The organism is Pantoea agglomerans, assembly GCF_021397715.1.
Classification (GTDB): domain Bacteria; phylum Pseudomonadota; class Gammaproteobacteria; order Enterobacterales; family Enterobacteriaceae; genus Pantoea; species Pantoea astica.
Window position 1 is genome coordinate 123802 of sequence record NZ_CP090209.1, and the last position, 25572, is coordinate 149373.

The following is a 25572-nucleotide window of genomic DNA, read 5'->3' on the forward strand; positions in this document are numbered from 1 at the left end:
GGGGTCAGACTCACGATGATTTGCAAATGGTCATCCAGGGTAATAATAACGATCGGTTCCGTGGTTGAGCTGAGCTTATATATGAACGATAAATCATCAAACGCCGATTATTGACGGTATGCGATGACATTATTGCATTAAACGCATTAAACTTTTCTTCGCAGGACGGAATCTGACAGCCCTATTTCGCTGCCGGAAGGGACGTTATCCGCTAAACTGCCACAATGCTGAACAGTCCCGGTGCGGTATAAAAAGGGGCGTTCTGAAGTCAATGACCGGTATGACGGCTGCGTAATGAGAGTTTTTATATAGCGCGGCGGTTCGTTTTTGTTAGCAAATTAAAGCGTGATAACGGCGCGGTTTTACCTGAACTTTTATGCCAGTCGTCGCGTGAATAGCGCTCTGTATGCGGCCATTTAGCCAGGCAGGGAACAGAAATCTGCAAAGCCGGCGCCCGGGACTTCCGCTATAAAGATCATTCAGCCACCAGGCGACAACGGTTCATCAGGTGCTGTTTATATGGCAAGGCTTGCCGTGTTAAGTGCCAGAAAACACGCTGAAAAGCGCTATTCTGCGGCTGATGTGAGTCTGTCGTTGCACAGAGCTCTGAAGGCATAAAAGCACTGACACGTTTGACTCTGGCATTCTCTGAGGAGGCTATTCAGATGACCTTTAAAGGAAATAAAAAAAATTTACCGGTCCGTTACTGCAAAACCTGCAATAAGCCTATGGTGTGGCGTAAAAAATGGGAAAAGTGCTGGGATGAGGTGCAGTATTGTTCCGAGCGTTGCCGGCGTCAGCGTCACCCGTTGCCCGTCGATCGTCAGCCTTGATCAGGATGGCGGGCAGGAATGGCCTCAGCCGCGGTCTGAACGGTTAATTCAGCCTGAACCAGACCGCGCCCTGCCTTTACTACTGAACCTGAATCTGTTGCCAGCCTTTTTTGAACATACAATCTTTCACCAGTATCTCCCGCTGTGCTTCATTGGCATCGCGAGTCGAATAATCGGTATCGGTGGTTTTGTACTTGCTGTCTTTTGAGGTGTATTTGCCGCTGACAATGTTATCAGGCGGCAATTCCCGCAGGGCCTGAGCCTGACAAGCGGTCTCCGCCCTGATTTCCTGTTGTTCGGTTGCATCAGGTTTAACCCATTTGTACTCAGCGCATCCGGACAACGTGAGGGTGATGAACAGCAGAAATAACGTTTTCATAATTGTGTCTCAGCGATATTAATCCTGTTTCCGGCCGGTAATATTGTGCGTTATCGGCCGGGGAGCATCTGAAGCGAGGTCCTTTTTACGGGGAAAGATTACGGACCTCTGTTAGCGAGCGGTTGATACTCAGAAAGTGATGCCACCGCCAACGAAAGGACCTTCAATCAGCGTATGGCCAGGCCGTCCATCTTTACCGTCAACGCCGGCGTAGCGATAACCCGCTTTTAACATCAGCGGTGTAATGGGTGACCAGCGAATACCCCCTTCAGCTTCAACAAAGTTTTTTACACTGTTAGTGAAATGTTCGGGAGCAGAATAGCCTTCGCCATACAGGGCAAAATTTGCGGGCAGATTAAGCGTTGCACCGCCACCAATCGGAAAGGCAATGCCGTTATCCCCTTTTTTGCCGCCAATGTAAGTCGCTTTTAACCCGGCTGACAGCATGACAGGTCCTAATTCCAGGTTATAACCGGTGCCGGCCTGTCCAATCTGAGCGCCATCCCGGGTGTTTTTGATCCACTGGCTATCGAGATAAATCCCGCTGGAAGATTTGCCAATTTCAGCGTTGAGGCCGGTAAAGTTTTTACCCTGTTCGGCGGTCAGGCCAATAGCCATCGCTGACGACGAGGCAAACAACAGTACGCTGATGCCAATCAAAGCCTTTTTCATGTCAGTAATTCCTGATGTAATTATGGCTGCTTTGCAGTCTGGTTTTTAAGTGAATAATGACCTATTTTTCAACAATCTCTTTCACATCCTGCTGCTGCAGCTGATGTGTATTTCCGTCGCTATCTTTATAAGATATCAGGCCGGTCTCTTTGTCTTTGGCCGGTTTTCCGTGCGTAGAAATCATATGTCCATCGCGTGTCGAGATAACGTAATTGCCTGAACAGGCAGAAACCATCATCGCCGTAGTGAGAAGAAAGATGATGCCTGCTGTTTTCTTGCCTGATACTGAGACGTTCATTGTGATTCCCTGATTTTTTGTTAATGACGACCGGTATTATCGGTACTGCGCATTTTCACATCTGCTAATTAAACCGGTCCGTAATGGTCCGGTTTTAATTGTTTTTAGGCTCTGTGAGTTGATCTCAGTCATTGTTGATTTGAAAAAGGATTTACTTAACGGCCGCAGCACGAAAGGGGTTGCCGGCAATAAGCTGTACCCGGTATGAATCTGATTGAGGGTAAAAAATGTGTCTGAGCCTCACCGTTGTTCAACAGCCAGATCATTTTTGCGACACATATCCATTCGCCTGGCTGTTCTTTTTATCAGCGAATCTGGCCGCATTTTATGATCCTGACGCGCAGCCTTGCTGACGAGTCATCACGTCTCGGTCTGCTGACTTATTCAGCACGCCAGCCTGCCTTTCACCATGCGGTTCCGGCGTCGCTGGGGCATTGATGACCCGCGGGTTTTAAGATTTCTGCCAGCATCATTTCTTTACGTATCTCCTTAAAATAGCGCTCGCTTAGCGCTGCGGTTAACACCTCAGACGCTGTCAGCCAGACTGGAATCTGCGTCTCTTGCTTCAGAAAGTGATTTCAGACACTTCTGTTCGCTGATGTCTGTCGGTTCGTCATGCTGAGGGCAACCTCAGGCAGATACGGCGGGCGAACAGCCCATGTGATGCGGAAACCGATTTTGCGCGTTATCGCTAAAGGTTAAGGACAGATATGCACACTCAGAATCCCGATCGGACCATCAGCGTCACTTCCTTCCAGGAAGCCGTCAGGCTGCTGGAGCAGGGGAGCTATTCCCGCATCCAGCTGAACTGGGATATCTCTGGTGATGAGTTTTTTCGGCTGGTCGATCTGGTGAAGCAGACCGCTGGCATGGAGATTGAACAACAGAAGGATGGCTTCTGGCTGAAACAGCAATAACAGGGGGCTCCTCCGGCGCTAAAGGATTTCTGAGATACAGGCCAGGCAGGGGCATTGTCTGGCTAAAGTGCTGTCAGGAGTTCCACAGGATGCTACTCTGGCCGGCTGTCCGTCGGGCAAGATTAGCTCATTAATTCACCGATTAGTTACATCATCCTTTTTATGTTCTGTTGATGACGGTGCCCGACATTTACCGTTAAGCCCCTTCTGACCCTGACCCTGTCCGCTGCGCGCTGTAATTAAGAAGCTGGCCCTGACTACCGTTATCGTGCCAGCTTCAAACACGCGCCCGCAATGACCTCCTGAACAGGCGCGCCGCCGGGCCGAAGGCCCGATGTGTATTATGGCTTTATTGAATGATGTAACTAAGTCGCTAACGGTTAACTGCCTGATCGGCAGCCAACCGCAAGCCCCCGGAAATCTCTGATTTCATGTCGCCTGCGCCATAAAATCAGCTCACCGGGGCGATGGACTTAGTGGATAGCCAGCTGTCGCGGTAAGGCCGTCAGGTCTGTCAGGAAAGAGGCGTGAATCCGCCTTTCCGCGCATCACCGTTTGCTGGCAGTCGCGAGCGGGTGAGGTGTGGCCAGAATCTGTAAATCGTTGAGCTCTCGTTGACGTTTCCTGACATTATTCAGGGTCGCCCGATGTCAGATCAAAATCGGGAATGCTTATCATTTATATAATCACTGCCACTTACCCCCAATCAGATGGTCATATGGCGATGAACATGCATAGCACCTACCGTATCCTCGGCTATCAGCCCGCAGTGAACCCCGCCTGGCGTCAGAAATTGCTCACCATGGGCATGCTCCCGGGTGCCATCATTGAGATTATCCGCGTTGCGCCGATGGGCGATCCGGTACAGATCCGTACCCGGCGCGTCAGTCTGGCTGTGCGGCAGCGTGACCTCGACGCCATCATCCTGGAGGAGATAGCCTCATGAAAAATATCACTATCGGGCTGATCGGGAATCCGAATACCGGCAAGACCACCTTATTCAACCAGCTGACCGGCGCACGCCAGCGGGTCGGTAACTGGGCGGGCGTGACCGTCGAGCGCAAAGAAGGGCAATTTTTTACCGCTCAGTCAGATGTCCGGCTGGTCGATCTGCCTGGCACCCGTTCCCTCACCACGCTGTCGGCGGAAAGCTCCATCGATGAGAGTATCGCCTGCCAGTATCTCTATCACGACCACGCCGATTTAGTGATTAACGTGGTCGATGCGTCGAATCTGGAAAGCAATCTGTTCCTGACGTTCCAGCTTCTGGAGCTGGGCGTGCCCTGCATTGTCGCCCTGAATATGCAGGATATCGCCGCCAGTCAGAATATCAGTATTGATATCGAGGCACTGTCTGTCCGGCTGGGCTGTCCGGTGGTCTCGCTGACGTCAACCCGGGGTGAAGGGCTGGCCCAGCTTAAAGCGCTGATCGACAATCCGCACCGCTATTCTTCGCCTGAACGGGTGCGCTATCCGGCGAACATTGAAACGGCTATTCATCAATTGTGCGAACTGATGCCCGCATCGATACATCCTCAGAAACGTTACTGGCTGGCGCTGCAGTTACTGGAAGGGGATATCAACAGCCAGCAGCTCTGTCCGACGCTGGTGCCGCATCTGGCCGAAATCATTCAACAGGCCGGTGGTGATACCGGCGTGACGATTGCCGATTATCGTTATCGCGCAATTCATGCCCTGTGTGGTGCTGTCAGTAACATTCATCATGCCGCGCCCGGCAGTCTGACCAGCCAGATCGATAAGGTTGTGCTGAACCGCTGGCTGGGTATCCCGATCTTTCTGGCGGTGATGTACGTGATGTTCGTGCTGTCGATTAATATCGGGGCGGCATTACAGCCGCTGTTTGATAGCAGTTCGGTCGCCCTGTTTATTCATGGCGCGCAGTGGCTGGGCTATGTCTGCCATTTCCCCGCCTGGCTCACCGTCTTTCTGGCGCAGGGCGTTGGGGCAGGTATCAATACCGTGCTGCCGATCATTCCACAGATTGGCCTGATGTTCCTGTTCCTCTCTTTTCTGGAAGATTCCGGTTATATGGCTCGCGCCGCCTTTGTGATGGATCGTCTGATGCAGTCACTGGGACTGCCGGGTAAATCCTTTGTCCCGCTGATTGTCGGATTCGGCTGCAATGTTCCTTCGGTGATGGGCGCCAGAACCCTGGACACGCCGCGTGAGCGACTGCTCACGGTTTTAATCTCACCCTTTATGTCCTGTGGCGCACGGCTGGCCATCTTCGCCGTTTTTGCCGCCACGTTCTTCAGCACGCACGGTTCCAGCCTGGTTTTTTCACTCTATCTGCTCGGTATTCTGGTGGCGATCGTCACCGGATTAATACTGAAACATACCTTGCTGGGCGGTGAAGCCTCGCCCTTTATTATGGAGTTGCCGGTTTATCATCGACCTCATCTGAAGAGCCTGCTGATCCAGACCTGGCAGCGGCTGAAAATGTTTGTGGTGCGTGCCGGACGGGTCATTATCCTTGTCAGTATGCTGATTGGTTTGCTGACCAGCTTCTCGTTCAATGGTCAGCCGGTCGAGGATATCAACCATTCTGCGCTGGCCACCACCAGCAAAGCGATCACCCCGGTTTTACAACCTATTGGCGTCACTCAGGATAACTGGCAGGCAACGGTGGGATTGGTTAGCGGCATCATGGCGAAAGAGGTGGTGGTCGGTACACTGAACAGTCTTTATACCAGTGAGGCGATTCAGAACGGTGACTTTAATCCTCAGCAGTTTAATCTGCTGAGCGAGCTGAAGGATTCGGTCACCGAGACCTGGACTGGCCTGACTGCCGCGTTAAGCCTGGATGCACTGGCCCATCCTATCGATGCCAGCAAAGGCGATGGCGAAATGGCGGCGAGTCAGATGAGCGTGATGTCAGCCAAATTTGGCAGCGGCATTGCGGCCTACAGCTACCTGATCTTTGTGCTGCTGTATGTCCCGTGCGTGTCGGTGATGGGCGCTATCGCGCGCGAAGCCGGTCGCAACTGGATGCTGTTCTCCTTCTTCTGGGGGCTTAACATCGCCTTCACCACCGCAACGCTGTTTTATCAGAGCGTGACCTTTGCCGAACATCCCGCCTTCAGCACCACCTGTCTGATTAGCGTTATCGCACTGAACGCGTTGATCTTGTTGGCGATGCGCAAATCGGGTTCCCGGATGAAACAGCATCCGCTCACGCTGCCTGTCGTCACCAGCGGTTCGGGTTGCAGTGGTAGCTGCAGCGGTTGTGCTAAACAGGATAGCTTCGCGCAGTAATGCGGTTTGATTCCGCCGCCGGTGGCGATGAACAGGCCGCCGGCGGCGGAGCTGATCCGGGGCTCCTCACGGCCGATCAAGAATGCCCTTACGGCATACCTCAAGGATTTCATCCGCCAGCGGATCGTTATCCGGACAGGCGCGTGACAGCACCATGGCGCCCACCATCCGGGCGATAGTATTGATTAACGCCGCCCGGTCTGCTGCTGTTGAATCGCTTTCCGGGGTTAACGCCGCCAGCTGTTTTTCAAGCCCGGCCGCGAAGGCGTGTTTGACCTCGTCCGGCTGGCGAGCCGTATCCGCGCCCAGTGCCGCCATCATGCAGCCGGTTGCCATTGCATCACGATGACGGCGTGACAGGTAATCCGTGATAAACCCGGCCTTATCCGCCCCTTCAATTTGCGCAGCTGCGGATGAAAATCCACAGCTCACCGCCTCCGCCATCAGATCGGCTTTTGACTGAAAGTGTTTATAGAAACCACCGTGGGTGAATCCTGCTGCTGACATCAGTTCTGCCACACCAATGCCGTCATATCCCCTGGCCCGGAACAGTTCCGACGCGGTTTTGACGATATGCGCCCGATTCTCCTGCACCTGCTGTTTCGACACTTTCATTGCTGGCCACCTCCCGTTCATGTTGGCGCCATCATACATTTATGATGATCGTAATCAAAGCGATTGACATTATAGATTATGATCATCATCATTAATCATCTGCCAGCCTGCTGACATTGACCACTGAAGACAACATTAAGGGTGCCACTATGACTGTTAAACCTATCGCGCTGGTTACCGGCGCATCGTCCGGTATTGGCAGGGTCACCGCGAAGAAACTCATCGCTGCAGGCTATCGGGTTTATGGCACCAGCCGGCGCGGCAGTCAGGCGGGAGATCAGGGTTTCCCCTTACTGACGCTGGATGTGACAGAGGATGATTCAGTGACTGCTGTAGTCAGAGAACTATTGCAGCGCGAAGGGCGCATCGACCTGCTGGTAAATAACGCCGGATTTGGCATCGCGCCGGCAGCCGCAGAAGAGTCTTCAATCGACCAGGCAAAGCATATCTTCGATACCAACTTCCTCGGTATGGTGCGAATGGTGGTTGCCGTGCTGCCTCAGATGCGCCGCCAGGGCAAGGGTCGCATCATCAATATCGGTTCTGTCATCGGGATCGTGCCGCTGCCCTATGTTGCGCTTTATGCTGCCAGTAAGCATGCCGTTGAAGGTTACTCCGAATCGCTGGACCATGAACTGCGTACCTACGGAATAAGGGTATCCGTTATCGAGCCCGCCTATACCCGAACCGATTTTGAAAACAACAGTCAGCTACCGGATCTTCCCCGGGAAGAATTTGCGCCGATACGCAGCAGATTAACCGATATTGTCAGTCAGGCGATGGCGAAAGCAGATGAACCTGAAATCGTGGCTGAGGTGATTGTCCAGGTGGCGCAAAGTACCCGACCCAGGCTGCGCTATACCGCAGGCAAACTGGCCACCAGACTGGCCTTATTGCGCCGTTTCGCCCCTGCAAGCGTGCTCGATAAAGCGGTACGGAAAAGCCTTCAGCTCGACACCATCAAACCTAAAGGGCACAAAGCCGATGGACAATAGCAACAACCGCGCGTTTACGTTTCAACGCTATGGCAAGTCTCCGCAGTCTGGTTTTCAGCCCGTTACCTTACCTGAGCCGAATGCACACCAGTTGCTGGTTGAGGTCTATGCGGCCGGCCTTAATCCCATCGATAACCTGATCCCCACCGGCATCTTTAAGCCGGTTCTGCCACTAACCTTGCCGGCCGTTATCGGCAGCGATCTTGCGGGTATTGTGGTTGCGACAGGCAGTGAAGTAACACGCTTTAAGCCTGGCGATGAGGTGTTTGCCAGCACTTTTGATAGCGACTACGGCTCTCTGGCTGAATTTACCCTGGTGAATGAGAGTGCGGCCGCACTAAAGCCGGTTAACCTCGATTTTATTCAGGCTGCGTCGCTGCCGATGGTCAGCCTGACCGCCTGGCAGGCGTTGTTCGAACGTGCCGGCCTGCAACCGGGCCAGAAAGTTTTTATCCCTGCCGGTGCGGGCGGTATCGGTTCGTTTGCTATTCAGCTGGCTAACCAGTCGGGTGTTACGGTTGCCACCACGACCAGCAGCGCTAATGTTGAGTGGGTGACACGGCTCGGCGCGAATGTGGTCGTGGACTACACAAAAGAGCGGTTTGAGTCGATTTTGCAGGATTATGATGCGGTGCTGGCTACGCTAAAAGGAGACGAAATCGAAAAGTATCCGGATATTCTCAGGGCTGGCGGGAAGATTGTGTCTCTGGTGGGTCCCTTAGATTTCAGCTTTGCTCGTGCCCGACGATTGAACATAATGATTACGGCGATTGCAGGATGGCTTAGCCGCAGAATTAAACGGCTGGCGAAAAAACGCGGCGTCGATTACTCGTTTCTTTTTGTCCGGCCTGATGGCCAGCAACTCAGCCAGATAGGTCACTATATTGAGACGGGTCGCATCAGGCCCGTTATCGATAGCGTGTTCCCGTTCGAAAAGGCGGCGGCGGCGCTGGAGCATTTGCAGCAGGGACATGCGAAAGGGAAGGTAGTGGTCGCTGTAAAGAAGGAATCGCGTACTTAACCGCTAACGGGCCAGCCTGCAGCGCTTTAGTTATCCTCTGTGACAGGGTCTTTATGACACTGTTACGGCACGCAATCTGGTCTGGGTGACTCTCTGCGCACGTCACCGATCACCTCTGACATCCGCGTAATATGAATGGATTTTCAGCCGTGGCGGAAAGCGCCCGTTATCCCTTATTTGTTAATCATATAGGCTCCGCCAGTACCGGCTTACACACAGGCTGTCCACTTTTTCTGTGGATAACTATCAGCGATAGCAGCACCAGAAACGTTAAGGCGTCAGTCTGACGGCTGTTCCATGAGATCCACCATGGCACCTTTATGGGCATCGAGGTGGCGGATATAGCGCATCAGGGTCTCCGGTTTTTTCCAGGTTCCTTCCTGCATGATCTGGGCGATAGAGTACCCCTTTGCGGCCATATCCTGCGCTGCGCCGACACGCGCACTGTGTCCACTCCAGCCGGTGTAGCGGTTTTTATTAGGCTTTACCGGATCGCGCTGGCCCGCAACGGTCCAGGCTCGTGAGAAAATCTGCTCCAGTGCACGCGTACTCAGCGGACTCTCCGCAGCGATTACCTGACCAGAGCGGTGCACGGCGCTAAACAGGAAAGCATCTGGCTGACTGGCCAGTCCTGATGCCTGAATCCATGCGTTAAGCCGCTGCGTTGAGTGTGAGCTCAGCGCTTTCACCAGACCGCCTGTCTGCACCACGGTTTTTGTCCAGCCAACATCAAGAATGATGCGGCCATCCGCGGCGCAGGCCACATCCCGAATCCGCAGGCGCGCCAGCTCACTGATACGCAACAAAGTGGCATAAGCCACATGCAAAAACGCCAAATCACGTAGCTGCTGTAAACGGACTGAACAACGCCAGTGATGATCCAGTTTCAGCAGATCGTCGAGCCTGAACGGTACGGCCTGACCGGCTCGTTCTCCCTTCATCACCGCAACACGATTTATTTTCTTCACCGCGCGAAAAACTACCGGCGAATGATTGGGCGCAGGTAATCCGGCGTTACGGTGTAACATCGAGATCAGGGCAGCGTGTGAATTAACGGTGGATGAGGCCCGGCCGCTCTCTGCCAGGAATGACAGATAATCGCGCAGGTCATCTGAAGCCATCGGCAAAAAACTACGCTGATGTTTTTCCGCCCACTGGCTACAGATACGCATCACGCTAAGCAGTTGCCGCCAGGTATTCGGCGAAAAGGCCTCTTTGTCCTGAACAAACTGTTGTAGCTGCGCCGTGATGTCGGCATGACCCGACGTACTGACGTTTGCCAGCTGAGTTAACTTTGTCATCTCTGCTCATCTTTTGTTCTGCGTTGCGATTGATCGCGCTACGTGAATTCTGGTGTGCCATACCCCTGAACTGAAGTCAGAATTGACGTAGCGTTGCCATTTTTGAACTGCGTTTTGTGCTTGCCTGGTCTAATCGTATGACCAGGCTACTTCTCTGGCTTCGTATAAGTACAATTATACGAAGCCAGAAGATCAAAGGACAGCGTTCTTTGATCGTTAGTGGTTATCGCTGAGGGAAAGAGCGGGCGATGCCCACTGCTAAATGGCCCGCACTCAACACCGCTGATATTGCCAGTCGGACGCGTGCCGGATAATGCTTTATCTAAGATTAATAACCTTATCTGGCAAACAGACAGGCTTAACTTAAAAAAACAATTAAGACTCCGATGAATAATGATGTTTTTTTGTCATCCTCCCATCTGTAAAATCCAATCGGGAATGAAAATTTAATTCATAAAATTTATAATTTTTAATTATCCATCGTTCGTAATAAGATTAACTTCAATGTTTAAATTGAGCTGCCTGTTATCAATTGATAATGATCCCGGACAGGTGTCGATAGTCGGTAGCGTGACCCATAACAGGTTACGTCATGTTGCTGCGTAATCATCACCTCTCAAATCAGCATTTAAATCTAAATCCTGAATAAAACAGGAATAAAAAACTAAATACGATAATATTGCAGATTTAAGTGTTGCATGAGCATGCCGACAGATATCCTTTATTCATTATATCAGCATCCATTGACGTTTATTCTTAACCGAGGTTTTACTGAAAATGAAAAAAAGTTTATTGTCACTCTGTCTTTTAGGTCTGTTTTGTCTGCCGAAAGTCACCTTAGCCGCTGAACCGGTAAACTGTATTAAAGCCTCAGAACAGGATGTAGCGAGTCTGTTTACTAAATGGAATGATTCGCTGGCAACCGGTGATTCAAAGAAAGTTTCAGATTTATATGTCAGCGACGCTGTACTGCTGCCAACGCTCTCTAATCAGGTCAGACTGACCGATCAGGAACGCATTAATTACTTCAATGACTTCCTGAAAAAAGGACCACAGGGTAAAATTGATTCACGCACCATCAGAATTGGTTGTAATAAAGCGATTGATACCGGTGTTTATACCTTCACCTTTAAAGACAATAGCAATGTAACGGCGCGCTATACCTTTACCTATGTCTGGGACGGTAAGGACTGGAAAATCTCAACGCATCACTCTTCAGCGATGCCGGAAACGGTTACTCATCCCTGAAATAAGCCCTCGCTCCGTTAATAGCCAGCGAGTTTCAGCCTGAAACTCGCTGATTTATCTGTTACCTCTCTTATCCTCGTATGGCCCGAAAATCCGCGAATAACTACCCAATCGCCACCCGTTTCAATTCACGTTGAATAGTGAAAGAAAAAAGGGGCGAACGCCCCCGAAAAAGAAATATATCCGTCAGAAGGACCAGGACATTCCCAGGTTTGCAGTCCAGGGTGATTCTATCCGGTCTCCCTGGGTATAGCCTGCATCAGTATGAACGCTAAGCCGGTCGGTTAATTTCGCATTAACCCCCAACTGGTACACACCGCGGGTGCCGCTGACATCATTGGTAAAACGATCGTCATTCACCCGGACTTCATTATCATCAATAAACTCCTGAGCAACAGCCAGCTTGAGATAAGGCTGAATCTGCGTATCCTGAATCAAAAACTCATGCCCCAGATTAACACCAGCTTCACCGATGACTGAATGCTGAGCACCGGAATGCGCTTTCATCCCATTGGAGAGGGCATAATCCTGGGAGGTACTGGTGAAACCCATCACCGAGGCATAAGGCGCGATATAAAAGGCACCGAGATGAAAATATTTACCTGCCTGCAGGTTTGTTCCTATCCCTGTCGTGGTGTAAGAACCTTCCGCTACCGTACCGCTTGTCATTCGGGCATTAATGTCATGTCTGAAACGGTTTATTTTCAACACGCCATCAAAATAGAGGCCTGAATCATCAAGGTAACTGGCATATGCGCCTGCTGAATAAGAATCAACCTTACCATTCCCACCCCGATCAAAATCAACCTTAGAATGGCTGTAGGTAAAAAACAGACCCTGCGAGAAAATACCTTCAGCTAACTGCTCAGCCTTATCCGCGCCTATTGTTACGCCGTTTACATCCATGTCGTAACCAGCGCCAGCAGAGCTACTCAGGTTATAACGGCTGGTGGTAAAATGTCCCCATACGTTCGTGTCGTGACTCAATACACGCGCCTGATCCAGGCGACTACGGACAGCACTCAGTTCTGACTGGAAGATCAGCGGATCAACGGTCGCCATTGACAGCACCGCAGCAGTGCTCGGAGTAATTGTCGGCGCGATGGAAGGCGAGACCGGTGATACGGCTGGATTTTCCGAAACCGGTTCCGTTGTCGGTGCGGGCTCATCTGGAGTGGTGGTCGGAATCGGATCGGCCACAGGCTCATCGACCGACGCCGCGGGAGCCGGTTCTGTGGCAGGCTGATCTGCTCCCGCTGCGGGAGTCGGTTCTGCGGCAGGCTCATCTGCTCCCGCTGCAGGTGCAGGCTCTGTTGCCGGCTCATCTGCTCCCGCTGCGGGTGCAGGCTCTGCTGCCGGCGTCTCCGTTGCAGGTTGAGGATCGGATTCCGCATCCGGAACAGGATCTGTGGCAGGCTCAACGGTCGGGTCAGGTTGCGTCTGCGCCTGTGGAGAGAGCGCCCAGCTACCGTTACCCTCTGCGATTAAGTAATACTGGTAAGTCCCGACATCAACAACATGACCATTATTAGCCAGAGTAAAGTCCGCATCTCCTCCGCCGGTCTGAATGACCTGCAAAGCGGACGCTGACGCAGGGCTGGTACCGGTATCAGCAATATAGAGGTCGAAATTACCGTCAGCTTCACCGGTGACCGTCAGAAAATTGCCCTTTACGCTGGATAAATCACTGTTCATGTAAAAGGCGCCCGATCCATTCAGGCTATTCAGAGTCAGTGATGAGTATTGTGCTTGTGAGGCTTCGCCTGCAGCAGGATCAAAATAAATGCTGCCGCCGTTCATCGTCACAGCACCTAAGGCAAATGCGTAAGCGCTGGTGCCTGTTGTCCCGTCCGAAAGATGCAGATTCCCGGTACCCGACAACGTGAGATCGGCATCCCGCGTATCAGCACCGCCCACTAACGTTAACTGACCACCGTCATTGACGGCAATGTTACCCTGAAGCGTGGAGGTCGTGTCTGTTCTTGCTGCGTTCGGATTAACGGAGAGGGTGCCATTAATCGTGGCATTCGTTAAAGTGCCAGAGTTGATAATAGCGCTGGCGCCGTTTTGGATTAGCAGGTCAGTTGCTGTAGCGGCCTCAGTGCCGCCGAGAGTATACTGGCCTCCCTGGATCACGGTATTGCTGTCAATACCGCCGGCATTGCTCATCTGGCCGCTATTCAAAACAGTGTTAACAGCATTTCCTTTATTAATCAGTAAATTACCACTATTGAAGGTACTGTCACTGATGGTGGATGTATCATCATTAAGCGTGACTGTCGCGCCACTCACCGTCCAGGTATTAGCCTGACCATTATCATTAATGACCGATGTCACGCCGTCTTCTAATACGGCATTGTTGGATAGGGCTTTCTGTCCATCCTCCGTGCTACCGGTCAGTGTGAAAGAGGCTCCGGCCTTAACAAGGGTGTTATTATCAATACCCCCGTTGTTTTGCATTTCGCCATAAACAGTTGTGTTGTTGGCCGTTCCATACTGTAATCCCGATTTATCGGTTTCCGTTTTGTTATGAAGGAAATACAGAATCTGTAATGTTCCGCCTTTATTAACGATTGAGTTATTGCTCGTTCCGTGATTATCAACCGTCTGCAGGCCGCCTTCATTGATCACCGTATTATTAGATATCGCGGTATCAATCCAGTCGTTATCCAGATTTGAGCCTGTCTGCAGTATGCCACCTGAATTGACAATCGTGTCCGTGTCGATACCAAAACGGTTTTCCAGAAATGCGCTGCCGCTCAGAACAGTACGATTCATGCTGCCGCCCGTCGCCGAATCCACTGTGCCGTTAAGCCCTGAGTTTATCGATAATATTCCTGCTGTTGCCGTTACGTCGTTCGTGGCGCCGTTGACCAGCAGTGCGCCGCCAGACATGGTAACAACATTAGATTCACCGCCATAAATAATATACTGCGTGCCACCAAGGAGAGTTGTATTATTAGCGACACCGAAAATATACTGGCTACCAGAATTAATGGTAGTATTATTCGCAATGCCGTTAACAACTTGCTGAGCGTTATCACTCCCTGCAATAACTTCATTATTTACCGTCGTCCCGGCATTAACTAACGGCGTATAGGCTGCTGTGGCCTGATTAGTTAACGCAACAATAATCGCTACAGCTAACAATAGCGGCTGGGTGTTAATCTCCATTAATTCACCTGTATTAAATGTCCATTCATAATAAACTCCCTTTGAAGCCAAAACCACAGCACCACCCGGTTTTCATACGGATAGCGGTGTGATCGCAATCATAAAACATTGCGTAATTATTGTCTGGTAAATTTATTAAAAACAAACAACCCGATTACTTCTGTTTAGCACGCTAAAATTTACCAAAGGCGTTTATAAAAGATAAAAATGAAGTTTATTGCTAACCCGGATTCCCATATTGGAAGACAAGATATTTTTGTGTTAACTATGTTAACTAATATAATACTCAAGGAACCATTAATCCTGAATTGGCAACAACAATTAAAACTGCTGTTTCTATAAATGAGTATCAGGCGAATCAATTTTTTGAATGGCATTCAGGGCGGCAGTTATTAAAGGAATGCTGAACTAACGACGAGGTCTTCCTGAAGCGGCTTTCGTTCAGGTAAAAAGGGCAGTTATGTGACAGGTAGTGTGCGGGAATAGCGATTATTTAACATAATCTATGTTTTGCGCACTTTGTACCATGCTGATTTGATTTACTTTTTTCAGCGGCACCGGCTGCGGCGAAACCCACAGCCACTCTCGTAGCCTGATAAAGCGCCTGATTACCCCCATCCTCCGCTCTTTACACCATAATCACGCGCATCAAAAAAGCCTGCCGATCGTAAGGCTCTTTATGGCACACAGCCATCATTCATATTTTTTGATAAAGCAAAGCAATAAACACGGATTTTCATTGCCAGGCCTTCACTCTACTATGCATTCCATCGAGGCAAAACGCCTCACACTCTAAATCTCAACTTCTGGAACTGACCATGAAAAACTTCAAAAAATTCGTTGTAGTCGCTGTACTGGCCTTCATCTCTTCAGCAAGTTTCGCGCAGACCGTCACCGCGACCGCCTCCACGCTGGATGGCGCAGAAGCACAGATTGCGGCCAGGGCTAAAATGGCCGGTGCGGATTACAGTATTACCGAGGCGTACAGCGGCAATCAGGTTCATATGACCGCACGACTGATTAAATGATCATGGTCGCAAAGGGATTTGCCAGAAAGGGCTGCCGTCAGGTGGCCTTTGCTGGATGACGGATTAACAGAATAAGCGAGGGCTTTACGCTTTCTCGCCTGCACAACACACAGATCCGCTGTGCGGATAAATCATTCTGCCGACCGACCGCTGGCGATTAAATGAGATAATTACCGTGAATATGCTGAAAACCTGCGTGGTGCTGATCGTTGTTGGCCTGTTTTTGTTGATTATGAAGAGATGCGACAGGCCTGCGAGATAAGGGCGGCTATATACCGGCTGACGCAGGCAGACGGACGCGGCCAGTCAGCCTCTCCGCTCGCCCTGCCTTGTGCTGCTCTCAAAACAGCGGAACGGCACTCAGCCAGTCGTCTCTTTTCCTTCTAATGGCAGCGTAAACCAGAACCGGCTCCCGCCTTCCTGACGATTCTCTGCACGTAACTCACCGCCGTGACGCTTAATAATCTCATTACTGATGGTCAGCCCCATGCCCATCCCTTCCGCTTTGGTGGTGTAAAACGAATCGAATATTTTTCCGATCACCGCATCGGACAGGCCCGCGCCGTTATCAGCAACTTCAATGCGAATCACCTGACTGGAAGGATGGGAAGAGGCGATGCGCAGATGGCGTACGCCGCTGTTATCTGCCATCGCTTCGATGGCGTTAATCACCAGGTTAAGCAATACCTGCTGTATCTGAACGCTCTCACAGAAAACGTTATCGTTTTCTGCCGCCAGATCCAGCTCCAGCGAGACAAAACGACGTTCCAGCTCCAGACGCGACAGCACAATAATATCCCGGGTAATCAGGTGCATTTTTGCCGGCGCAAACTCAGCAACCTGATTACGCGTCAGCGCCTGCAGTCCGCGAATAATATCGCCCGCCCGCCGGCCTTCCCGGATGATTTCATCCAGACTGCTGCTGGCATTTTCCAGATTTGCCGGGTCACGTCTGAGCCAGCGCTGGCTGGCGCCGGCATTCGCCACGATGGACATCAGCGGCTGATTAATTTCATGGGCGATGGACGAAGTAAGCTGGCCAACGGTGGTTGCCCGCGCGACGCGGGCTAATTCTGCCTGAGCAATACGCACCGCATCCTCCGACTGACGCTGTGCCGTGATATCCGTCAGCGTGCCAAAATATTCGGCCACTTCTGGCCAGTTTTCATTGGGCTCGCCAATGCCTTTGATGTACCGGCATTCTCCGTCATCCCGAATGATGCGAAACTCAGCCTGCATGACCGTTCCTTCCCGCACGCTGGTTTCAATCAGCGCCCTGAGGCAGAGAATATCATCCGGATGAACGCGACTCTGAAATTCAACCATCGAGGTAGTCGCCTGCGACTCTGGCAGCCCCATGATGCGTTTATATTCATCGGAGATGTACTGAATATCGGGCTCAAGATGCCAGTGCCAGGTGCCGGTATGACTGATCTTCTCACCCAGCATCAGCGAGGTCTGGCTGGCACGCAGCTGTTTTTCAATTTTGCGGCGCTGAATATTCTCATCCACCAGCTCGGCGTACAGGCGAGCCGTCTCAAGGGATACCGCCGCCTGCGCACCCAGCATTGATACGATCCGGGAGTGATCGGCGGTAAACACATCCGGCATCAGGCGGTTTTCCAGATAAAGCACGCCTACCATCTGCGCCTGTCTGAACATCGGGACACACATCACCGCTGCGCCCGAGGCAACCAGATAGTTATCCTGACTGAAGGGGCTGAACACCTCGGGCTTACCGGTCCTGATCTCCTGTCCGGTGCGGATCACCGCCGACAGCACCGACAGAGGTAGATCGGTGGCGACCGGTAATTCCCGGACAATCCTCACTTTTACGCCGTCCACGGTGGTCGAGGCTCTTGCCTGAATTTCCGGTACGTTGCCATCAATCAGGCGAATCAGCATACAGTGCTGGGCACCGGCACGTTCCACCAGCATCATCATCAGGATGTGAATCAGCCGGTCCAGATTAATCTCTTCGGTGAGCGCGCGCATCACCGTCACCATGCTCTGCAGATCGCTGATGACCGGACTCTGCTCAAACGAGACGGTGCTCAGTGCGGTCTGCGTCGCATGGCTGGCAAGCGCCGGATGCTGCATCTCCAGCTGGCGAACCTTGGCCCCGGCACCCCAGCGGTCCCAGGCGGCGATAGCCCCTTTGATATAAGCATCGCCGGCAAACGTCATGTTACTGGCATATGCCATGCGCGCAGCCAGTTCACAGGTCAGCCCATTAATGTGATGAAACTGCCCTTCGCGCGACAAATTAATCGCTTTTTCAAACTGCTCAAACGCCTGCGCCGTTTTTCCTTCCAGACGAAGCCACTCCGCCCGCAGCAGGGCTTCTTTATCTGCGAACGTTTTGCTGTTTTCATTTGACCAGGTCACAAGCCTGTTGAGGTGCTGCTCCAGCTGCAGGCGTAACGTATCCGTCATCGCCCCGGTTTTAAGCGGTACGGTCAGCGAAAGCGCACTATACAGATGATAATCGAGCATATGCACATGCCCCGGAATACGTTCGGTGAACGGTTCGGCCTGTTTAAACCAGGCGTCTGCCGCCGCATATTCATTGGCGAAGAAGTGGGCCATCGCTTTATAGAGCCGCGACCAGAACTGCATCAGGTAGATGGGTTCAACAGCCTGTTCGGGCCTGACCACTTCCAGCACCGGCGTCAGAAAGTCATCACCGGTGAAGAGAGGGCTGCGTGGCTTGCGCAGGAAAAGCACATAGTCCAGCTGCATGCCGAGAATCACTTCCACATCACGGTACTGCGCCTTTCTGACAAACTGCATGCCACGCGCAATCGAGGTGTGGACCCCATCAAGATGATCGCCACGGGCAAGGGTATTCATGATGATGTGTCGCAGCGCCAGACAAGCCGACGTCCGATCACCCGTTTCAACCCCGACGTCGAACGTTGCCTTTGCCCGTTCAATTGCATAGGTCAGCGGCATCGTCCAGATGCTGACCTGATCAAGCGGCAGCAGCGTCCGGGCTTTAAAGCTGACAAAGTCATGCTTATAGACCAGTTCCCGCGCCAGCAGCGTGCTGGCAAAGCCGCGGCTGTACTCATCATATTGATCGCCGCACACCACGCCATACCAGGAGAGCGCAAGCGTGGAGGCACCACTGAGTCCGCGCGCCATCGTCAGGTGAAGCAGCTGGCACAGGATCATAAAGTGCAGCCGCGGGTTGATGAAGGCGGCAAAGGTGCTGGCGCTGGCCAGCAGATTCATTACCGCTTCCGTATTTTTACAGTTTACCCGCGACAGCGAGCGAAAGCGGGTGTACGGATTTTTACCCACATCCTCCTTCAGCTTCGTCCGCGCCTCATCACACTCCGCCTGATCCGGATGGCGGTTGAGATGGATGCCAAACACGGCCAGCCAGGCCAGCGCCGTCTCCAGCGCCAGCTTACTGTCTGACTGACGCATATGGATTTCAGCAATCAGACAGGCGGCCCCGGCTTTATCCGCCGCTTCACCCGGTGAAGATTGTACGCGGGTACTCAATGCCAGCGCGGCAGGCAGATCACCGTTCAGAAATTCGCACTCGGCTTCTTCAAGCAGAAATTCACTGCTTTCCGCATACCCTGCGCCGTGGTGAAGCGATCGGGCGGTCTGCAGATAACGCAGCGCGGAAAGGTAATCGCCGCTATTTTTTGCGCGTCTGCTGGCGCTGAGTAATAGCTGACAGAACGGCCGGGTTTCTTGCCTGAGCAGCGTAAGATTTTTAACCGCCAGGATGTGATGAGCGGCCCGGAAAAGCACCGCATGGGTAATATCGTGCTCCGATTGCTGGCGGTAATAGCGTGCTGCAGCGTAATGGAAGGCATCCTTATCTTCATAGCGCAGCAGATTAAGCGCCGCCTCATGCATGCTGTCGTGCATAAAGGCATAGCCTATCTCATTACGGGTGATCAGTCTGGCCGTCACGGCGGGCAACAGTGTCTGCTCTATCTCTGCAGCAGAGACCCCGATAATCCGGCTCATGACCTCAAGCTCACCGGTGCTGCCCAGCGAGGCGAGCTGACCCAGCATCCTGCGGGTGGCAAGCGGCAGCGAGGCGAGATGCTGCAACACGCTGGCCGCCACGTTCGCCGTATAATGACAGTGTTTTATCGCCTCTGAATCGTAGATCCATCTGAACGGCGCATGATGCGTAATGAATCCCTGCCGGACCGCCTGGCGGAAGAAGTCATGGGTCGCAAGCGGATTACCGCCGGTTTTTTCATGAATGACGCGCGCAAGCTCCGCCGTCGCCGAACTGCGGGTATGAAATCGCCCCGCCAGCCAGCTGGCAATACTCTTCTCCGAGAGCGGTTCTGGCGTCATCTCCATGATGCGTGTGGTCGCAGCGCGCAGCTGATTCAGATTGCCCGCAATGAGCGGACAGGGTAGCGAGGTGATATCCCGGTGCGCAATAACCAGCAGCAGCGGGATATCTTCATTCAGACCCAGCAGATGCTGCAGCAGCAGCATTGAAGCCGGATCGGCCCAGTGGCCGTCATCGATCAGCATTACCAGCGGCTGCCCCTGTGCCGCAAAGGCTTTAACCAGACTGCAGGCCACCAGATTAAACCGGTCTTTGGCATCAAGGGTATTCGAGTGCGGCAAAACAGCGGCTTTCTGATTAAGCAGGATACCCAGTTCAGGCACCAGGTTTACCGCCAGCCCGGTATAGGCTCCCAGCGATCGCGAAATATGCGCTTTCCAGCGGGACATCTCCTCGGCGGGCAGGCCCAGAACATGCAGCGTCAGCGTTCTGAATGCCTCGGTAAAAACGGCATAGGGTAAGATCGGCGAATGCTGATCGACTTTCACCACGCTGAGCATCGTTTTCTTGTTACGCAGCAGTTTAAGCGATGAAGCGATCAGCGAGGACTTCCCCGAACCGGCGGCGCCGCTGAGGGTGACCAGACAATGTTTCCCGCTCTGACTCACCGCCTCAAACGCTGACAGGATATCGATTGCCTGCGGATGATCGGTAGCGAGGGCTTCGGAGGAGAAGTTCGCGGAGGAAGAATCCTGCAGTCCCAGCGTAAAAGACTCGATTGATCCGTCCGGCATCAGGGTTGCAGCACAGCGGCGCAGATCGGCCAGTACCCCATCAGCGGTCTGATAACGATACTCTGGCGATTTGGCCAGCAGTTTCAGAATCAGCGCGGAGAGCATCGCCGGAACGTCTGAACGAATGGTATGAGGCGGCAAGGCTTCCGAGGCAATGTGATGATGCACCCATTCAGCATGGCCGCCTTCAGGGCTGCCATAGGGCAACCTGCCGGTCAGCAACTCATAAAGCACAATACCCAGACTGTAGAGATCACTGATACTACTGACCGGGTGGACAGAGCGGGATGTATGCTCTGGCGACATATAAGCCAGGGTTCCTGCGGCTACCGGCAGCTGAGCCGGTTCAGGCAGATCGCTCTGCACCGACGAGAGCCCGAAGCCTCCCAGCAAGACAGCACCCTCATCGCTAAAGAAGAAGTTGGCCGGCTTGATATCGCCATGTACCAGCCCCTGCTGATGTGCCTGGCTCAGGCTGCTGCAAAGCCGCGCGGCGCAATGAAGACATTCAGCCAGGGTGCCCGCCGGCTGACAGAGAACATCGGCCAGCGTGCGATAACCGAATCCGCGATAAATCAACGCATAGCGACCCTGATAAAGGGTGTGTCCCAGCGGTTTTAGCGCCCAGCTTTCCGCCAGTCTGTCACGCAGTTCATATTCATTTTTTAGCCGTTGCGTGACCTGAAAGAGGGACTCTTCACTGGCGGCGGTCGCCAATACAAAAGTTTCACCGGTGGCGGCGTGGCGGCACCGGACCCACTCAATATTGCCCTCCTGCGCCAGCGGGCTGAAGACACTCTCGCCTGATAAGGTTAATTCATCGTTTTCTGCTGCGTTCAGTGCCTGTGGATTTGTACTCATTGGCGGGCAGCCCTTGAGGAGAATTCCTGTCGGATATGTTCAAACAACGTATCAATTTCGATAGGTTTTGGCAAAAAGGCAATCGCCCCCAGATTAATGGCATAGCGCAGCATATTCTCATCACCGTTGCCTGAAATGATAATCCCCGGTGGATTTTCAATGCGTTGAGTCAGGTTGATAAACAACTCGAACCCATTCATTCCCTTCAGCTGCACATCAATGATAAAAAGCGCGGCATTCGCCATCGCGGCGTCATCACTCAGCAGAGATTCGGCAGACTCGAAGGCCTCGGTCAGATAGCCCTCAGACCGGAGCAGATTGGTCAAACCACTACGTACAGAACGTTCATCATCAATGACGACAATGCGCTGCGACAGCTGCATGCTGTTTTCCTTACATAAAGCTCAGGCCTGTTTCAGGCATTTCCATAACAGGATGATTCACCTGATAGCGGGGTGGTGTCGCCGGTTTTTGAGTGCCCGACCAGCCGTTGCCGTCAGGGACCCCGTCAACGTTGTGAGGCTGGCGAATCTCCCGCTGCGTAACGGGTCGTGCCCATTGTAGGAACCTTTTTTCCTTCAGACTATTATCCTTAGGTATAACCACGACCACGCAGATTTCACCGGCTGCCACCGGTTCTTCCTCTGTAAACGGGCTTTCTGTCCGCCAGCCTTGTTCCCCGGCTGACGCCCTTCTCGTCCGCCTTCCGGCTGCTTTGCCGATCGCCCACTTGTCTGCTGCGATCACCCGCTGGCTGAAGGCCCGCCTGGTGTATCACGGTGAAACAGGACAACATCAGTTTTTTTGATTTACTTCAGCACATTTCTGGCATTTTCATCGTCCCACGTCCGGCGTAACCTGCATCACATCGAGGCAGACTGCCTTAACATTTCAAATTAACGCTGGGAAACGCACCATGAAAAACATCAAAAAAATCGCTGCAGTTATCGTTCTTTCTCTGGTTTCAACCGTCAGTTTTGCCCAGACGGTAACGGCTACCGCTGCCACGCTGGACGCCGCCGAAGCGAAAATTGCAGCCAGCGCTAAACAGGCGGGAGCCGGTTACCGCATCACTGAAGCCTACAGCGGGAATCAGGTCCATATGACGGCGCGTCTGACCCGATAACGCCTGGTTCTTTCGTGAAAAGGGCGGCCAGCAGGCAGTAGTACTCGTCAGTTGAGGTTAAATGTGCAAAGGCTGTCACGGTCAGACGTGGCAGCTTTTTTGTCTGGGCAAGCGTGCCGGAGTGCGGGCCTGAGCACCGCTGCTGCTGCCGGGCCGTCCTCGCGCCGCTGCGCGGTTCCTTCGGCTTTGACGTCGTGCCGACGAACCGTTCTGGCTCGGCGTCACGCCTCAGCGCTGCGGATAGCCCTTTCAGCAGCAGCGGCGCTCAGGCCTCCACTATCGTGCCCTTTTTAACAGCACGCACTGAAGCCTCAGAGCTGGCTGGGGCCGATCAGGGGCAGGCAATCCGCAGCGCTGAACAGAATGAGTCTGCCAGGAGAGCCCGCAGGACGCGGGCGAAAGGCGGGGCGGCACAGGATGTGCCATCCCCGGCGGTCCGTCAGGCAGAGGAATGAAGTGAAGGTACCGCGCAGCGGCGCGAGGACCTCCAGCCCCTGATCGGCACCAGACTGCGTTATCACCTGTCGCTTAACTGACAGGCATTACGGCCAGCAGGCAGCCCTTTTCGCGTTCAGCGCGGCTGAGGTCATTCATTCATTAAAAGCGGGCATCAGCCGTTTGCCGATGACGCTTTCCACCGCGATAGCGGCCTGAAGGATATCCGCATCCTGTCCCGGCGCCCCGTAGAGCGTAATGCCAAAGGGTAAACCTTCCGCATCTGCGCCTGCGGGTATCGCCACCACCGGCGCGCCCGCTTTTCCGGTACATTTTGCCGCGGCTGACAGGGGCGACAGCAAAACATCGGCCTGTGCGGACGCCAGCGCAGCCAGAATCCCGTTCTCAAGACTTAGCGCTATGTCCTGCTGGCGATCGCCTGCATATTCTGCTGAATGGATATCCGGTGCCGCCTCAGTGGCCTCCAGCAGAGACTGACCATAGGGAATGTGCGCCGGATGGGCGCTGTTCCACGCAATGATGTCGCGTAAGGAGCCGATACCACAGGGTTTTAGCGCCGTCAGCAGGCGGTTGAGGCTGGCGCGAAACTCCGTGCGAAATACGCATGAGCGAACGTGGCTAAGCTGCTCTGCGGAAGGCAGATCGCAAGGGTCGATAATCCCGGCGCCCGCCTGAGCCAGTGATTGCAGCAGATTGTCAAATGCCGCGGTGTGAGCGGGCGTCAGTACACTGTCGGCAATGAAGCGGCGCGGAATACCGATCCGCAGCCCCGCCAGCCGGATATTGCGGCGGGATTCAGAAGGAAAAGTGGCAAGCGTCGCGCTGTCATTGCTGTCCGCGCCGGCGATAGCCTGATAGATCAACTGCGCATCATCGACAGTGCGCGCCAGGGGGCCCGGCGAATCCTGACTGGGAACCAGCGGGATAAAACCGTGACGACTGACGCGACCCACCGTAGGTTTAAAACCGACGATGGCACTGTGGACTGCCGGTGTCTGAAGAGAGTTTTGTGTTTCCGAACCGATGGCAAAACCGCAAAATCCGGCGGCAACAGCAGCGGCTGATCCCACGCTGGAGCCGCCTCCCCGCCCATACCGCAAGCCCAGCGGATGGCGGACAACGCCGCCCGCCCCGCTAAATTCGGCAGGCATTGTCTCTGCAACGAAGTCTGCAAACTCCGTCATATTGGTTTTCCCCAGCAGCACCGCGCCCGCCTCGCGCAGACGTGTGACTAACGTCGCCTCATAAGGTGGAACAAACTCAGCCAGCGCACTGGCACCCGCTGAAGCTACGCTGCCGTCCAGGGTGAAGGCGTTATCTTTGATCAGATAGGGTACGCCATGCAGCGGTCCCCTTATATGTCCGGCAGCACGTTCCGCATCGGCACGCCGCGCCTCTTCCCGCGCAAGGCGGGAAAGGCTTCTGACGCAGTTAATGCCCGCGTCGCCCTGATCGTATCGTTCGATACGATCCAGATACCACTCTGTGGCCTCCAGCGCGCTGATCTCGCCCGCCGCGATAGCTTCACCAATGGCCCGTGCTGAACCTGACGCCAGCAGCGCAACTTTCTCTTTCATGACAGCCTTCCTGAATTGACGCGCGGCAGCGCTTTAAACCGGGTAAAGGCACCGCAGTGCTTTCACCGACATATTCTTATGAAACGTCTCGCAGATGGCGATCGGTCAGCGGCATCCTGTCATGAATGGCGTCAGCACTTTTCACAAATGGGTTCAGTTGAGCTCACGCGACGCAAACTTCTCCAGCGCCGGGCCATCAAGCCGGTAACGTACCCACTCGCTCAGCGGAAGCGCATCAATGCTGTGATAGAAATCTTTGGCGGATTTATCCCAGTCGAGCACATTCCACTCAATCCGGCTGCATTTCCGGCTGACAGCAAGCTGAGCAATATAGTGAAGTATGGCTTTGCCCGCTCCGCGTCCGCGATAGTCGGGCGTGAAATAGAGATCCTCCATATTCAGGCTACAGCGGCCGATCCAGGTCGAAAAGCTCATTGAAATAACGCAGTAACCCGCAACCACGCCCTCGATTTCACAGATGTAGGCTTCTGCGGTGCTGTCGGGGGCAAACAGGGTGCGTCTGATCTGATCAGCGTCCGGCACCGCCTGTAACGGCGCTTCGCTGTATACGGAGAGGCCATTGACCATGTTACAGATGGCATCCGTATCTTCCGGGCTGGCCTGTCGAATAATAACGCGCATAAATATTCTCTACTCAGTACCCTTTGATGCCCGTAAGGATAATCGCTATTCTTTAATGAATTAAGTGCAATAAAATCAATTAC

At 53.3% G+C, this 25572-nt stretch carries 19 protein-coding genes; 9 read left to right on the top strand and 10 right to left on the bottom strand.

The features are described 5' to 3' along the window. Positions 1-665 precede the first annotated feature (665 nt). A complete protein-coding gene (locus LZU96_RS23515; protein WP_262287804.1) occupies positions 666-833 on the top strand; it encodes a DUF2256 domain-containing protein in 168 nt (55 codons plus the stop codon). Positions 834-912: 79 nt separating this feature from the next. Here LZU96_RS23515 and LZU96_RS22885 read toward each other — a convergent pair whose 3' ends face one another. The 3 genes from LZU96_RS22885 to LZU96_RS22895 form a co-directional block, all read right to left on the bottom strand. Then, a complete protein-coding gene (locus LZU96_RS22885) occupies positions 913-1212 on the bottom strand; it encodes a hypothetical protein (RefSeq protein ID WP_233988898.1) in 300 nt (99 codons plus the stop codon). A gap of 129 nt (positions 1213-1341) precedes the next feature. Then, entirely contained in the window at positions 1342-1884 is a 543-nt protein-coding gene (locus LZU96_RS22890) for a YfaZ family outer membrane protein (RefSeq protein WP_233988899.1), read from the bottom strand. A 61-nt stretch (positions 1885-1945) separates the two neighbouring features. Continuing rightward, positions 1946-2182 (bottom strand): YgdI/YgdR family lipoprotein, encoded by a 237-nt coding sequence (locus LZU96_RS22895; RefSeq protein WP_262287803.1) that lies wholly within the window; start codon positions 2180-2182, stop codon positions 1946-1948. A 710-nt stretch (positions 2183-2892) separates the two neighbouring features. On the opposite strand from LZU96_RS22895, the gene LZU96_RS22900 reads away from it, so the two are divergent. The 3 genes from LZU96_RS22900 to feoB all read left to right on the top strand — a co-directional run bounded on the left by LZU96_RS22900 (position 2893) and on the right by feoB (position 6375). After that, positions 2893-3099 carry a hypothetical protein gene (locus tag LZU96_RS22900; protein ID WP_233988900.1) on the top strand — a complete coding sequence of 69 codons (207 nt, stop codon included), beginning with the start codon at positions 2893-2895 and terminating at the stop codon, positions 3097-3099. 718 nt (positions 3100-3817) lie between these two features. Continuing rightward, positions 3818-4045, top strand: coding sequence for a ferrous iron transporter A (feoA, locus tag LZU96_RS22905; protein WP_233988901.1), 228 nt, complete (start codon positions 3818-3820; stop codon positions 4043-4045). Beyond that, a complete protein-coding gene (gene feoB / locus LZU96_RS22910; RefSeq protein WP_233988902.1) occupies positions 4042-6375 on the top strand; it encodes a Fe(2+) transporter permease subunit FeoB in 2334 nt (777 codons plus the stop codon). Before feoA ends, feoB begins: the two co-directional genes overlap by 4 nt. 66 nt (positions 6376-6441) lie before the next feature. Here the strand turns inward: feoB and LZU96_RS22915 are convergent, their stop codons facing one another. Next, positions 6442-6990: a TetR/AcrR family transcriptional regulator gene (locus LZU96_RS22915; RefSeq protein WP_233988903.1), complete on the bottom strand. Its 549-nt coding sequence runs from the start codon at positions 6988-6990 to the stop codon at positions 6442-6444. A gap of 149 nt (positions 6991-7139) precedes the next feature. On the opposite strand from LZU96_RS22915, the gene LZU96_RS22920 reads away from it, so the two are divergent. Next, positions 7140-7985 (top strand): oxidoreductase, encoded by an 846-nt coding sequence (locus LZU96_RS22920; protein WP_233988904.1) that lies wholly within the window; start codon positions 7140-7142, stop codon positions 7983-7985. Continuing rightward, on the top strand, positions 7975-9006 hold the full coding sequence (locus LZU96_RS22925) for an NADP-dependent oxidoreductase (RefSeq protein ID WP_233988905.1): 1032 nt from the start codon (positions 7975-7977) through the stop codon (positions 9004-9006). The genes LZU96_RS22920 and LZU96_RS22925 overlap by 11 nt, the downstream gene beginning before the upstream one ends. 278 nt (positions 9007-9284) lie before the next feature. Here the strand turns inward: LZU96_RS22925 and LZU96_RS22930 are convergent, their stop codons facing one another. Beyond that, complete coding sequence (locus tag LZU96_RS22930) at positions 9285-10307, bottom strand: tyrosine-type recombinase/integrase (RefSeq protein WP_233988906.1); 1023 nt, start codon at positions 10305-10307, stop codon at positions 9285-9287. A 777-nt stretch (positions 10308-11084) separates the two neighbouring features. On the opposite strand from LZU96_RS22930, the gene LZU96_RS22935 reads away from it, so the two are divergent. Then, positions 11085-11555, top strand: coding sequence for an SgcJ/EcaC family oxidoreductase (locus LZU96_RS22935; RefSeq protein WP_233988907.1), 471 nt, complete (start codon positions 11085-11087; stop codon positions 11553-11555). A 186-nt stretch (positions 11556-11741) separates the two neighbouring features. Here the strand turns inward: LZU96_RS22935 and LZU96_RS22940 are convergent, their stop codons facing one another. After that, positions 11742-14786: an autotransporter outer membrane beta-barrel domain-containing protein gene (locus LZU96_RS22940; RefSeq protein ID WP_233988908.1), complete on the bottom strand. Its 3045-nt coding sequence runs from the start codon at positions 14784-14786 to the stop codon at positions 11742-11744. 761 nt (positions 14787-15547) lie between these two features. On the opposite strand from LZU96_RS22940, the gene LZU96_RS22945 reads away from it, so the two are divergent. Next, positions 15548-15757 carry a DUF1471 domain-containing protein gene (locus LZU96_RS22945; protein ID WP_031377939.1) on the top strand — a complete coding sequence of 70 codons (210 nt, stop codon included), beginning with the start codon at positions 15548-15550 and terminating at the stop codon, positions 15755-15757. Positions 15758-16117: 360 nt separating this feature from the next. Here LZU96_RS22945 and LZU96_RS22950 read toward each other — a convergent pair whose 3' ends face one another. Together LZU96_RS22950 and LZU96_RS22955 are read right to left on the bottom strand one after the other, a co-directional pair. Beyond that, on the bottom strand, positions 16118-21688 hold the full coding sequence (locus tag LZU96_RS22950) for an ATP-binding sensor histidine kinase (protein ID WP_233988909.1): 5571 nt from the start codon (positions 21686-21688) through the stop codon (positions 16118-16120). Further along, positions 21685-22071: a response regulator gene (locus LZU96_RS22955; protein ID WP_233988910.1), complete on the bottom strand. Its 387-nt coding sequence runs from the start codon at positions 22069-22071 to the stop codon at positions 21685-21687. Before LZU96_RS22955 ends, LZU96_RS22950 begins: the two co-directional genes overlap by 4 nt. A 533-nt stretch (positions 22072-22604) precedes the next feature. On the opposite strand from LZU96_RS22955, the gene LZU96_RS22960 reads away from it, so the two are divergent. Further along, the gene (locus tag LZU96_RS22960; RefSeq protein ID WP_233988911.1) at positions 22605-22814 is read left to right on the top strand and encodes a YdgH/BhsA/McbA-like domain containing protein; all 210 of its coding nucleotides are present in this window, start codon (positions 22605-22607) and stop codon (positions 22812-22814) included. A 590-nt stretch (positions 22815-23404) separates the two neighbouring features. Here LZU96_RS22960 and LZU96_RS22965 read toward each other — a convergent pair. Further along, on the bottom strand, positions 23405-24847 hold the full coding sequence (locus LZU96_RS22965; RefSeq protein ID WP_233988912.1) for an amidase family protein: 1443 nt from the start codon (positions 24845-24847) through the stop codon (positions 23405-23407). Between the two features lie 153 nt (positions 24848-25000). Next, complete coding sequence (locus tag LZU96_RS22970; protein ID WP_233988913.1) at positions 25001-25489, bottom strand: GNAT family N-acetyltransferase; 489 nt, start codon at positions 25487-25489, stop codon at positions 25001-25003. Between the last annotated feature and the right edge of the window lie 83 nt (positions 25490-25572).